Source organism: Sphaerisporangium fuscum, from assembly GCF_018531465.1.
Taxonomy (GTDB): domain Bacteria; phylum Actinomycetota; class Actinomycetes; order Streptosporangiales; family Streptosporangiaceae; genus Sphaerisporangium; species Sphaerisporangium fuscum.
This window is the reverse complement of sequence record NZ_JAHDTF010000029.1, coordinates 36,036-49,136: the sequence shown is the minus strand read 5'-3', so window position 1 is coordinate 49,136 and position 13,101 is coordinate 36,036. Positions and strand designations below refer to the sequence as shown.

Here is a 13,101-nt window from a genome sequence, read left to right as displayed (position 1 = left end):
AACAGCACGATGGGCGCGAGCCACCAAGGCCGCGCCCATCGTCGTCACGAATACGTTCCGGTAAAGGCCTGCCGGTAGGGGCCGAGGTCCATATGCGGATAGCGCTGGGCGACCAGCTCCAGGCTCTCCTCGTTCCAGTACGGATGACCAGGGGGCGGGAAGCCGAGCACGGAGCGCTGCTCGACCGTGGCGCGCTGGATCCATCGAAGCATCTGGAGATGATCGGCGTACTGGGCCCAGCCTCGCCAGGACATCCACTCGTGGCCAATGCCACGCCAGGCCAGGTGGTGGCTGACCCGGGCGCCTTCCTCGACGCTGAATCCCGAGCAGCGGTGAAACGTATGGGCCGAGAAGATCAGTAGCGAGCCTGTCTTGGCGTAGATGGGCAGCTCATGATCGTAGAGTTCAGGATCGATCCGTTTGGTGCGGGCCCACGGTACGGCGCCGCGGCCGGCTGCGGCCGAGCGCGGTACCACGGTCGTCGGCGCCAACCCTTCAGTGATGTCAGAGTAATAAAGGATCATGTGGAGCTGGCCGAACGCGCCGTCGCTGCGTGGCATGACCAGCGAGTTGTCGTGCCAGTCGAGGTGCAACGACTGCTCGAAGTCGGTCCGGCCCGCATACTTGGCCCAACAAATCGACTGGGTAAGGAAGACCTGGTCCTCCCCGAGCATCCGGCGGGTGATGTCGACCAGGGCTGGGTGAGTGCTCATGTCGTTGAGCGAGGCGCCCTTGAAAGGCAGCTCTGCCACACCGTCACCGGTGCGATCGAGCTCAGGCCACTTTTCCGGGCAATTTGCCAATTCTTCCCAGGTTGGGAAATACTGCGACAAGTCGGAGGTTACTGCTACTAGCTCCTCCTCGGTCATGAAGTCTTCGACTAACACATATCCGTCGTTCCGATAACGCATCAGATGATCATCGCTAATGCGAGCCACGCTCATCTCCTCTCAGCGGCGTTGTGCGTCTGCCGCCTTCTTCACCAAGTCGGCCAGGCCGTCGATGGTGCCCGCCTCAGCAGGCAGCGGGATCGTCAGCAGACGGTCGGCGAGAGATTCAGCGCGCGGGCAAGACATCAGCCGCGCGTTGCCGCCACCCAGAACGGGCTGTCGCGTCAGTGGCACTGGGTATCGGGGCGCGGTTCGTACACCGAACTCGGCCAGCGCCATCATTAAACCGGCCCGGCCGCCTTCGAACCGCTCAGCCTCGACCTCGACGACAAACTTCCAAAAGGCGTGCTGGGCCCCTTCTCTCTCGATCGGAGGCTTGATCCCTGGAACTTCCGTCAGTAGTTCCGCTAGCCGCAGCGCACGCGCTCGCCGTTCACGGACGGAATCTTCGAGCCTGGACAGCTGGGAGTGACCCACTGCGGCTTGCACACCGGTCAGCCGGTAGTTGTAGCCCAGCGTGACGTGATGGAAGTCTGGGCTGCTCGGAATCTGCTCCATCGCGTGCGACCTGATCAGGCGAATTCTGTCGGCGATCGAGTCGTCGGACGTGAGGACGGCACCGCCCTCTCCTGCTGCGGTAATGAGTTTGTCCTGCCAGAAGCTGAACGCCGAGGCCACTCCCATGGCTCCCACATGCTGACCGAAAAGCCGCGCCCCGTGCGCCTGACAGGCGTCGCTGATCAGTGGCACATCCTGCGGCAGCTGATCGACGAGAGCAGGATGCCCGTTGATGTGAACAGCGATGATCGCACGTGTCCGCGACGACACCGCCGAGTGTACCGCGGGCGGGTCGATGCAGTACGTGCTGTCGTCGATGTCGACGACGACAGGAGTGGCACCGGTCATGAGCACTGGCGTGGCCGTAGCGATGAAGGTGTGCGCGGGCACGATGACCTCATCGCCCGGGCCGATGCCCAGCGCGATCAACGCGCAGTGGATGGCCGCGGTGCCTGATCCGACTGCGACGGCATGCGGCACACCGGACTGCTGGGCCAAGGCGGACTCGAAACGCCGGACTTCCGGATGATCGGGGCCGCCGAGCTGCCCCGATCGGAGAACTCTCACCGCAGCCTCGATGTCAGCCTTTGCGAGTAACTCGGTCATCGCACCCTTTCCTGCAGTTGGATAGGCCGCTCCTCAACGTAGGGCGCAGGTTATGATCGCTCAAGGAGTCACGTGTCCTTGATTTTGGGGGTGGCCGGGGCAGTTGCCTGCCCGATTGCCCCCATCGACAATGCGAAATCGGTGACAGGATCCGAGTGGAGGCTGGTGTGATAGCGATGCCTGGTCCACGAAACGTTCGAGTCCACCTGTAGTACGAGGACGCTCGACGCCGTACGCGGACCGCGACAGCGCGGTGACTACGTCGAGCTCTTGGAACTGAGCCTCGCGCGCCAGCTGGCTTGCGCATGCAGAGTGCCGCTCCTCCTGGGCGACAGTCGCATACCCGCGAGACTGACCATCAGTGCTTCGTGCCTGGGCCGCAGGAGACTCCTGGTCGAGCCGGACGTGACCACGCCAACCACCGGTCACATGATCAAGGTAAGGCCGCTGATGACCACTGCAGACTCTAGGTCGCGAGCCACGAGCGGGGCAGGGTGAAGGCTGAGGTCATCGGGCTGCGATTCAACCCAGGTCCCTTGCCGTGGACGTGACCATGACTGCAGGGGATGTGAATGACGGACTGGCTGGTGACGGATGCCGGCGGCTTGCTCAGCCGCGAAGTGTTGAGCCGGCTGGCCGCTGACGGGGTGCCCGCGCGGGGACTGTTGCGAAGGTGAGGCCGTCCGCGCCGACGCTGGCGACACCACGAAGTCACCCGGAGACAGCGGCCCGGCCGAAGCGCGCCGGGACAGGACGTTGGCGGTCGTACACAGCAGTCCCGCGAATATGGTGAGCCCGCTCGGGGGGTGCCCCGTCGGTAAGAGGCACGGCTGTACGTGTACCGGCTAGGTCTCGATTATGCCGGCTTGGCGCTGCGGCGATCAGTCGCGTTTACACGGGACAGGTCCCGGCACGCAGATGTTGTCACCATGGCGATGCACGCCGTCACGCAGGAGGCAGGTAGGGCGATGGCTGATCGGGAGCTGCTCGAGCGGGTCCATGCGCTGTTCGCCGAACATCGTCCGATCGATCTCGATGTCAACTTTTTCGAGGCCGGATTCTCGTCCCTCATGCTGGCCCAGGTGCTACCCGGCCTGCGCGACCTCGGCCTGGCCGTGTCGCTCACCGACCTTTACCGCTATCCCACCGTGCGGCTGCTCGCCGAGTCGGGACGCCCGGTCGTCGCCCGCCTGCCCTGGGACCGAAACGCCTGAAACGGTCTGCGATGGCAGATGGCTTGACCAGGCGATCAAGATTCTCTCAACAATCACTCCATTTGTTCCGGACAGCCTGAACTCAGCAGCGTTCGCTGCCGTTTCGAGACGGAACCATTGGGGGCATTGTGATCCGTGTTGAGATCGTGGACACATCACCAATCTTCATCGTTGGCCTGACGCACGTTCTGTCGAACGCCGGGATGAAGGTGCTCGACGTGCGTAGTTCTCTGACCGACCGCGTTCCATGGCGCGCCGACGCACTCCTCGTCGATCCGGCCGTGCTGCCCGCCCAGGACTCCCTTGGCTATATCTCGCGCCTCGCGGCCTACACGTCGGTGATCGTCCTTCGGACGCACCCGTCGTTCGGTGACGTCGCGTTCATCAAGGCCGGCGCTTCACTCGTCCTCAGCAAGATGGCGCCGGAAGACGTCATCGTCAACGGAATCCACGAGGTCACGACAGGCGCGCCGGCCAGGAACGACGGGCCGGACGAGCCCGACGACGCAGCCGCGGCCGGCCCGTCGGCCCTCTCGGAGCGGGAGAAGCAGGTGCTGCGGCGGATCTCCCAGGGACTCACCCACGGTCAGATCGCCACCCGGCTGGGCATCAGCAGGCACACCGTCGACACCTACGTCAAACGGATCCGCGCCAAGCTCGGGGCCGGCAACAAGGCCGAGCTCACGCGCGCCGCGCTGCTGGGGCAGGTCACCGAATTCGGCTGAGCGGGCCGTCGCAGGTTTGCGTGACGTGAAAGCGACCGACCGGCGAGCCACAATCACCCTGGCGCGGCGGCATCGACATCGGAGGTAGCGCATGGCCCAGGCAGAACCGATCGCTATCGTCGGGATGGCGGGGCGCTTCCCAGGCGCGGACAACATCGAGGAATTCTGGGCCAACCTGGTCGCCGGGCGTGACTGCCTCACCGAGCTGAGCGACGAGGAGTTGCTGCGCTACCACGAGGATCCGGAGTTGATCGCCCGCCCTGACTACGTGCGGCGGCGGCCGATCATCTCTGACGCCGACGCGATCGACGCGGAGCTCTTCGAGCTGACGCCAAGGGAGGCGGAGCTGCGCGATCCGCAGTATCGGCTGATGCTGGAGACGGCGCACAGCGTGCTGGAGCACGCCGGCTACGACCCGGCCGACTATCAGGGACGCATCGGGTTGTTCGCCGCGACCAACGTCAACCGCTACCGCTACGACTACATCGAGCGCGACGAGGATCTCGTTGAGAGCGTCGGCTACACGGCCATCGACGTCGCCACCTCGCCCGACTACCTCTCCACGTTCATCTCGTACAAGCTCAACCTGCGCGGGCCGAGCGCGACCGTGCTCACCGCCTGCTCCAGCTCTCTGATGGCGGTCCACATGGCGTGCACGGCGATCCGGGCCGGGGATTGCGAGATGGTGATCGCGGGGGGCGTGGACATCGAGTTCCCCTATCACCGCGGGTACGTGCCGATGGCCGGCGGACTGGCCGCCCACGACGGCGTGGTCCGATCGTTCGACGTGGACGGCGCCGGTACCAACTTCGGCGACGGTGTCGGCGCTGTGCTTCTCAAACCGCTCTCGGCGGCGTTGCGGGACAACGACACCGTATACTCGGTGATTCTCGGCTCGGCCATCAACAACGACGGATCGCGAAAGGTCGGCTTCACCGCTCCGAGCATCGTGGGCCAGAGCGAGTGCGTCCGGGACGCGCTGGCGGCCAGCGGCATCACTCCGGGCGACATCGGCTACGTGGAGGCGCACGGCACCGCCACCAAGGTCGGTGACCCGATCGAGCTGACCGCGCTCATCGAGGCATACCAGAAGGCGGCCCCCGAGCCGCTGCCCACGCAATACTGCGGTCTGGGCTCGGTCAAGTCCAACATCGGTCATCTCGGGCAGGCGGCCGGGATCGCCGGACTCATCAAGGCCTCACTCGTCCTGAGCCGGCGCCTCATCCCGCCGAGCATCAACGTCTCCACCCCCACTCCCGAGACCGACTGGGAGAACTCGCCCTTCTACCTCAACACCCGGCTGCGCGAATGGCCGGACGACGGCCGGCCGCGCCGGGCCGGGGTCAGCTCCTTCGGCATCGGTGGCACCAACGCGCATGTCGTCCTGCAGGAGGCGCCTCCCGCCGAGCCGGAGACCGAGCGCGTACGCCCTCGGGAGATCCTGACCTGGTCGGCCCGCACGGATTTGGCGGAGACGGCGCTGCGGGAGCGCCTGGCTGGCCACTTCGAGCGGCTGGACGCCCGCCGTTTCGCCGACACCGCTCACACGCTACGGGTGGGCCGCACCCGCCTGCCGGTGCGCGCCGCCCTGCTCGCGGCCGGCCCCGCCGACGCCGCGGCCGGGCTGCGCGATCCCGCGAGGGTCCGCACCTGGGACGGGGTCATCAGGGACACGGTCTTCGCCTTCCCCGGGCAGGGCGCGCAGCGGCCGGGCATGTTCCGTCACCTGTACGAGACCGAGCCGATGTTCCGCCAGGGGTGTGACGCGGCTTTCGAGGTGCTGGGGCCGCTGCTGGACCGCGACCTGCGTGCGTTGTGGCTGTCCGCGGCCGAACCCGACGAGCTCGCCGAGACCGAGGTGGCCCAGCCGCTCCTGTATGTGGGCGAGTACACGCTGGCGCACTGCCTCATGCAGTGGGGCGTCACCCCTGTCACGCTGGTCGGTCACAGCCTCGGCGAGTTGGTGGCGGCGGCGGTCGCCGGAGTGTTCGACTTCGAGACGGGACTGCGGGCGGTCGCCGCGCGGGCCCGGTGCATCCAGCGCATGCCACGTGGCTCCATGCTCGCTGTGTCCGCGAGCATGGAGGCCGTCGCCGGGCTGCTGCCGCACGACGTGACGCTGGCCGCGGTCAACGCGCCCGCGCAGATCGTGCTGGCCGGCCCCGGCGATGTCATCGCCGATCTGGCTCAGAAGCTGGCCGCGCAAGAGATCGGTACGAAGATCCTGAACACCTCGCACGCCTTCCACTCGCCGGCGATGGCGCAGGCGGCGGAGGAGTTCGAGGCGGCTCTGAGCGCCATGACGTTGACAGCGCCCACGACGCGGGTGATCTCGGCCGAAACGGGGGCCGAGCTCGGCCCGGATGAGGCCACCTCCGCCGCCTTCTGGGCCCGGCAACTGGTCCGGCCCGTGGACTTCGACGCCGCCGCGCGGGTCGTGTTCGCGGAGGGGCCGGCCAACGTGCTGGAGATCGGGCCGGGCGCCACCCTGGCCGCCGTCCTGCGGGGGCGCTCCGACTTCCGGTCGTCGGCGAGCCGGCTCCTGCCGGTCACCGGGCGCGGGGACGACGAGGGTGTGCTGGAGGAGACGCTGGCCCGGCTGTGGGTCGACGGTGTCCCGGTGACGTACTGGCGGCAGGATGAGCGGAGGTATCGGCGCGTCGCCGTGCCCGGCTATCCCTACCAGCGTCGCCGCGCCTGGATCGATCGCAAGCCCGCGGCGGAAGAAGCGCAGGAGAAGGCCGCTCCCGAGGCCGTGCGGCGGGCTCCCGCAGGCGATCCCGCTCCGGCTCTCGCGGGCCAGGCCGTGCCTGCCCCCGACGTCCGCCGCTGGCGCTTCGCCGAGTTGCACTGGGTACGGCAGGCTTTGCCGCCATCGCCGGGCCGGGTGGCCGGCCGCGGGGTCGCCGTCATGCTCGCTCCCGGCGACGAGACGGCTGCCCGCGCCGCTCAGGCGGCCCTGCAGCTCGGCGGCTATCGCACCCGGCGTGTCGCGGACCGCCGGGCCCCCGGCGCCTCGGGGCCGGGCGCCATCGACCCCACGGTCGAGGAGGACTGGCTGTCCGCCATCGGCCGGGCCGAAGGGGAGGTCGTTCTGACCCATGCCGCGATGCTCGACCCGGTGGACCACGTGGACGCCGACGGTCTCGAGCGTCAGGTCGCCCAGGACCTCGACGCGGTACGGGGCATGCTCAAGGCCGCGGCGGTCTTCCAACGCCACCACCGGGTGCCGACGCGGGTACTGGTGCTCGCCCGCGGCATGGTGGACGTCACGGGCGGCGAGCCGGTGAACCCGGTCAGGGCCGCCGTCATGGGCCTGATCCGCAGCGCCGCCCAGGAACTGCCCGCCATCCGCTTCCAGCTCGTCGACGTGTCGGCCAAGGCGTCCGAGCGGACGCTCGGAGAGGTCGTCGTGGGCGAGCCGCCGCTGGCGGCCGTCCGAGGCGCCGCCTGCTGGGTGCCCCGGCTGGTGACCGGCTCGCCCGAGGGAACCGAATCGAGGCTGCGCCGACGAGGCACGTATGTCATCACCGGCGGACTCGGCGGCCTTGGTCTGGTCGTCGCGCGCGCCATGGCCGAGACGGGACTGCGCCCCAACCTCGTCCTGCTGGGACGAACGCCGCTCAGCAGGCTCCAGAACCGTGACGACGTGGCGGCCGAGCTGGCGGCGATCACCGACTCCGGCGCCGAGGTCCAGGTCCATGAGTGCGACGTCGCGGACGTGGCGGCGCTCGGCGCCGTCGTGGACGCGGCGGAAAAGCGGTTCGGACGGATCGACGGGGTGGTGCACGCGGCGGGCACGCCCGGTGGGGGGCTCGTCGAGCGGCGCTCCGGGGCGGAGCTGCGCGAGGTACTGCGCCCCAAGGCCGGGGGAGTGCTGGCGATCGAGGAGGTGTTCGCCGATCGCGCTCCGCTGGACTTCCTGGTGTCCTTCTCCAGCGTCGCCGGGCTGACGGGCATGTACGGCAGCGCGGACTACGCGGCGGCCAACGCCTTCCTGGACGCGCACAGCACCGACCGCCGCTCCGACGAGCGCTTCACGGTGTCCGTGCAGTGGCCGGGATGGGCCGAGGTGGGCATGCTGGCCCGCTCTCCGGAAGGACGCGCGGTGCACGGCGGCCTGCTGGCGGACCCGTCCAGCGGCCCTGCCCCCGTCCTGGAGGTGGTCCGGCGGCCGGGGCATGACTGGGAGTTCGACGATCACCTCTTTCAAGGGGTCCCCGTGCTGCCGGGGACCAGCCTGCTGCAGCTGGCCGTTCTCGGGGCCCAGTCGGTGAACGAGCGGGCGTGGCCCGTGGAGATCCGCGACCTGGCCTTCCTGGCGCCGCTGGTGGGCGATGGGCCCCGGCGTGTCGAAGTTCATCTCCGGCCGTCGCCGGGCGGCCATCGCGTCGTCGTGCGCTCGCGGCCGGAGCAGGGCCGGGGGCCGTGGACCGAGCACGCCACTGGTCTGGTCGTCGGCGCGCAGCCGGTCGAGGCGGAGGGGCTCGACCACCTCCGCGGCCGCCTGACGGAACCGGTCGATATCCGGCTGGCCGAGTGGATCACGTTCGGACCACGCTGGCCCTCCCTGTCCGAGGGAAGAGCGTCCGAGGGAGAGCGGCTGGTCCGCCTTGTCCTGCCGGAACGCTTCCACGACGACCTTTCCGCGCATCCCGTGCACCCGGCGCTCGTCGACGCGGCGGGCGGAGTGCTGCACACGCTGCCGCCCGGCCGCGCCTACGCACCCTTCCTCTATCGCAGGGTGGTCGCGCTCGAGCCGCTGACCGGAGACGTCCATGTGCATGGCCGGGCCACGACGGGCGCTCAGGTGGCGGGCGCGTTGGACTTCCACATCTACGACTCCCGCACAGGCGCCCTGCTCTTCTACGCGGAGTCGTTCACGATTCGCGAGGTGAAGGACGGGGCGTTCGCCGCGCCCGGGCGAGGTGAGGAGGTCGCCGGGCGGCCTACCGCTCTGCTCACGCCGCAGGAGGCCGCCGACCCGCCGACCGGCCTGCTCACGCCGCAGGAGGGAGCCGCCGCCTTTCTGGAGCTCCTGAGGCAGGATCTTTCGCCTGTCGTCCTGGTCGACCTTGTGGACGCCCCGGTCGAGGCGCCGGGACTGCCCCCGGCCGGTGGGCCCTCGGTGGTGCTGCGCGCGGGCGCCGCATCGGATGGGGACCAGCGGTACACGGACGCCTTACCGAAGGCCCCGGAGGCGGAACGTTCTGGCGAGGAGCGGGCCGATCAGCGCGACGAGCCGCAGGACGAGCAGATCGAGCCCGTGCTGCGCGGCCTCTGGGCGGCCGCGCTCGGGCTGGAGAAGATCGGCGGCCAGGAGGATTTCTTCGAGCTCGGCGGCAACTCGCTCACTGCCGTCCAGTTGGTCGCGCGCATTAACGCCCGCTTCGGCACGCAACTGGGCGCGGGGGCGCTGTTCGAGTTCTCCACGCTGGAAGCGCTCGCCTCCGAGCTCACCCAGCTGGCCGAGGCGGAGGGCCGCAGCGGTGCTTGAGATCTTCCAGCCGAACGCGCTCAAAGGCGAGGTAGCGGTGATCACGGGCGGCGGATCCGGGCTGGGATACGGCATGGCCAGGGCCTTCGCCCAGGTCGGCGCCGCAGTGGTGATCACGTCACGCTCGGCCGAACGGCTCGCCGCCGCCAAGGCGAGGCTCGTCGAGGAGACCGGCCGCCGCTGTGGCAGCCTGCCGTGCGACGTCCGCGACGAAGACGACGTCCAGCGCCTGCGCGACTACGTGGAGGCGAGGTACGGCCCGGCCACCATCGTCGTCAACAACGCGGCGGCGAACTTCCCCATGCGCGCCGAGCGCCTGACCTCCCGGGCTCTGGCCGCGGTGGTGGACACCGACCTGTACGGCACGTTCCACCTCGCCCGAGGCTTCGTGCCCGCCATGCTCGAGGCCCGCCACGGCGCGGTGCTCAACATCACGTTGCCCGTGCCCGAGCGTGGTTTCCCCGGCTTCGCCGCGTGCGGCGCGGCCAAGGCGGCGATCGTCTCGCTGACCGCCACGTGGGCCTACGAATGGGGCCCCCGCGGCGTCCGGGTCAACGCCATCGCTCCGGGGCCCGTGCCCACCGAGGGCGTGGCCGCCAACATGTTGTCCACGACGCGGCCGGCGGCTTTCGCCGACGCGGGCAGGGACGGCCCCTTGGGCCGGCTCGGAGACCCGGCTGACATCGCGGCCGCGGCGGTGTTCCTGTGCTCGCCCGCCGCGAGCTGGATCACGGGCCAGAACCTGGTCGTAGACGGCGGCATCTACCTCAATCGTGCCCCCGCGCCGCACGTTCTCGCTCCGCGCCAATGACGTCAGGGATCTCGAACGTCACCAGATCCTGGGACATGCCCGTGAGCGGCCGCCGATGCCATCGTCAGGAAAACCGGAGGGAGAGGAATGTGCTGTCGGAAACGGAGGTGTTCCGCGGTCCGTGGCTGCGACGGTGCGGTGGCGCCCCTCGCCCCGCGCTACGACTGATCTGCCTGCCGTATGCCGGGGCAGGAGCATCCATGTTCGGCGAGTGGCGGCTGCCCGGCGACCTGGCGGCCGAGATTTGGGCGGTGCAGCCACCAGGCCGCGAGTACCGGTGGAGCGAGCCGCCGATCCGCCGGGCGGACCTGCTGGCCGAGCAGATCGCGCAGGCCGTCCAGCCGCTGCTGGACGTTCCCTGCGCCGTGTTCGGGCACAGCATGGGCGCCTTGCTGGCGTTCGAGGTGTGCAGGCGCCTGCGCCGGTCGGTCGGGCCGCAGCCGGTCCGGCTGATCGTCTCCGGGCACCGGGCGCCGCACCTGCCGCCATGGCGCCCCGAAGCCAGCACGTTGTCCGATGAGGGGCTCCTGGCCAGGCTCGACGAGATGGCCGGGCCTTCCGTCACCGTACTGCGCGACAGGGCTCTCCTCCTGGCGATGGCCCCGCTGATCAGGGCCGACCTGGAGATGTGCGAGCGTTACGTCTACGTCGACGAGCCTCCGTTGGACCTCCCTCTGACCTGCCTGGCCGCCACGGACGACCCGGAGGTGCGGCTCGACGAGATGGTGGCCTGGCGCCACCACACCACCCGGGAGTGCGGTGTGCGCCCCTTCACAGGCGGCCATCTCTTTCTGCGGGACCGTGTAGGCGAAGTGCTCGATCACGTGGCCGAGGACCTCGCCACATGACGGATGTCCAGCCGTCGTACGCGCAGGCTCGGCGAGTACGCGCTGTCCGCGAGGCCGGGGACGGGCTCGCCGGCCTGGCCAAGACCATTCCGCTGGTCTGCCGCCTGCCGGCGGAGGCGGACGTCGCCGCCATGACCCGTGCCGTGACCGCCTTCGTGGCCCGTCACGAGGCACTGCGGCACCGCTTCGCGCACCGGGACGGCATCGTGTCCGTCAGGAGCGTGCCCGTCGCCGAGGTGCCGTGCGTGGCCACGGCGGTCCCGGGCGGGGACGAGCAGGCGATGGGTCACGTGCGAGCCGAGGTGGACCGGCCGTTCGACGTGCTCGGCTGGCCGCTGCTGCGGGCCGGGCTGGTGCGATCGGAGCGGCCGCTGCTGTACCTGTCGATGGACCACCTGGTCGCCGACGCCTGGTCCGTCTCCGTCGCCATGCGGGACCTGCGGGAGCTGTACGACGCGGCCGTGGCCGGGCGCCCGCCGGACCTGCCGGATCCGGGCGGCTACCTGGCCTACAGCGCCTCGCAACGCCGCCGCTTCGCGGACGGGCCCGCCCTCGACGCGCAGGTCGCCGACCTCCAGCGACTGCTGGCGGGCCGTCCGCTCCATCCGCCGTTCCCCGTCGGCGTCGCCCGCTGGGACCTCACTCACGGCCGTTACGCGCGGCTGAAGCTTCTGAACCCGGCGCAGGCCGGCGCTTTCGCCCGGCGTTGCCGTGAGGAGAAATCCACCGTTTTCATGGGCGTGCTCGCCGCCCTCGGCCTCGCTCTGAAGGAGGTGAGCGGCCGGCACGAAGCCGGTGTGCTGGTCGCCACCCACAACAGGGACGACCTGGACACATCCCACGCCGTCGGCTGGTACGCCAACATGCTTCCCCTCTACTTCCCGGTCACGGACGTGGACGGCTTCGCCGCGACCCTGCGAAACGTCCGGGCGAACCTGCTGGCCGTGTTCGAACACCACGAGCTGCCGCTGGCCCGGATCCTGCAACGCCTGCCCGACGATCAGCAGCACGGCGTCAGCTGTTTCGTCTCCTTCACCGACGACCGAGACCCCGGTCCCGCCCGCGCGCGGGCCTGGCGGCGCGTGCCCATGGCTCCTGCGTACCGGGCCGGGTACGGCCTGTGGGTCTCGCTGAACGACGGCGGGCTCACCGCCGAGGTCGCCTCGCCGCGTGCCCCGGTGGGCGAGTCCCGGCTGGCCGCACTGGAGTCTGCGCTGGCCGAGGTGCTGACAGAGGCGGCGGGATGAGCGGCAGAGTGGCCGTGGTGAGCGGCGGAAACCGGGGTCTGGGCCTGGAGATCGTCGGCGGCCTGGCGGCGGCGGGCCTGCGCGTGGTGCTCGCCAGCCGGTCGGCCGAGCGCGGCGAGGCGGCGGCGGAGCGGCTGGACGAGCGCCGCGACAGCGTCACCGTCGCCCCGCTGGACATCTCCGACGCGGCGAGCGTCGCCGAGTTCGCCACCTGGCTGCGCCTCACCTTCGGCCGCTGCGATGTACTGGTCAACAACGCGGCGGTGGCCGTCGACGACGGTCAGGACGCGGAGACGATCGACATGGACGTCGTACGGCGGACGATGGAGACCAACCTGCTAGGCACCTGGCAGCTCAGTCAGGCCGTCATCCCCGCTATGCGGGCGCGACGGCACGGTCGCATCGTCAACATCTCCAGCGGCGTGGGACGGCTGAGCAGCATGGGGGCCGGCATCCCCGCGTACCGGGTCTCCAAGTGCGCGGTGAACGCGCTGACCCGGATCATGGCCGACGAGCTTCGCGACGACGGGATCCTCGTCAATGCCTGCTGCCCCGGCTGGACGCGGACAGAGATGGGCGGGCCGTCCGCCACGGTCAGCCCCGAGGACGCCGCGGTGACCCCGGTGTGGCTGGCCACCCTGCCGCCGGACGGGCCGACCGGACGGTTCTACCGCGACGGCCGGCTGCTCGACTGGTGACCAAGCG

9 protein-coding genes are annotated in these 13,101 nt (G+C 69.8%); 7 read left to right on the top strand and 2 right to left on the bottom strand.

Annotated features, from left to right (window positions below; genetic code table 11):
• Positions 1–44 precede the first annotated feature (44 nt).
• Both KIK05_RS32990 and KIK05_RS32985 read right to left on the bottom strand, forming a co-directional pair.
• Positions 45–938, bottom strand: a complete 894-nt coding sequence (locus KIK05_RS32990; protein WP_214414759.1) for a phytanoyl-CoA dioxygenase family protein — start codon at positions 936–938, stop codon at positions 45–47.
• Positions 939–950: 12 nt separating this feature from the next.
• Positions 951–2,054: a DegT/DnrJ/EryC1/StrS family aminotransferase gene (locus tag KIK05_RS32985; RefSeq protein ID WP_214414758.1), complete on the bottom strand. Its 1,104-nt coding sequence runs from the start codon at positions 2,052–2,054 to the stop codon at positions 951–953.
• A 968-nt stretch (positions 2,055–3,022) separates the two neighbouring features.
• Between KIK05_RS32985 and KIK05_RS32980 the strand changes: the two genes are divergently transcribed.
• From KIK05_RS32980 to KIK05_RS32950, 7 genes are all read left to right on the top strand, one after another.
• Positions 3,023–3,268, top strand: a complete 246-nt coding sequence (locus KIK05_RS32980) for an acyl carrier protein (RefSeq protein ID WP_214414757.1) — start codon at positions 3,023–3,025, stop codon at positions 3,266–3,268.
• A gap of 128 nt (positions 3,269–3,396) precedes the next feature.
• A complete protein-coding gene (locus KIK05_RS49110) occupies positions 3,397–3,993 on the top strand; it encodes a helix-turn-helix transcriptional regulator (protein WP_214414756.1) in 597 nt (198 codons plus the stop codon).
• A gap of 91 nt (positions 3,994–4,084) precedes the next feature.
• A complete protein-coding gene (locus KIK05_RS32970; protein WP_214414755.1) occupies positions 4,085–9,490 on the top strand; it encodes a type I polyketide synthase in 5,406 nt (1,801 codons plus the stop codon).
• Complete coding sequence (locus KIK05_RS32965) at positions 9,483–10,301, top strand: SDR family oxidoreductase (protein WP_214414754.1); 819 nt, start codon at positions 9,483–9,485, stop codon at positions 10,299–10,301. The genes KIK05_RS32970 and KIK05_RS32965 overlap by 8 nt, the downstream gene beginning before the upstream one ends.
• On the top strand, positions 10,298–11,149 hold the full coding sequence (locus tag KIK05_RS32960) for a thioesterase II family protein (protein WP_308250207.1): 852 nt from the start codon (positions 10,298–10,300) through the stop codon (positions 11,147–11,149). The genes KIK05_RS32965 and KIK05_RS32960 overlap by 4 nt, the downstream gene beginning before the upstream one ends.
• Positions 11,146–12,396, top strand: coding sequence for a condensation domain-containing protein (locus tag KIK05_RS32955; protein ID WP_214414752.1), 1,251 nt, complete (start codon positions 11,146–11,148; stop codon positions 12,394–12,396). Before KIK05_RS32960 ends, KIK05_RS32955 begins: the two co-directional genes overlap by 4 nt.
• Complete coding sequence (locus KIK05_RS32950) at positions 12,393–13,094, top strand: SDR family oxidoreductase (RefSeq protein WP_214414751.1); 702 nt, start codon at positions 12,393–12,395, stop codon at positions 13,092–13,094. The genes KIK05_RS32955 and KIK05_RS32950 overlap by 4 nt, the downstream gene beginning before the upstream one ends.
• The last annotated feature ends 7 nt before the right edge of the window (positions 13,095–13,101 follow it).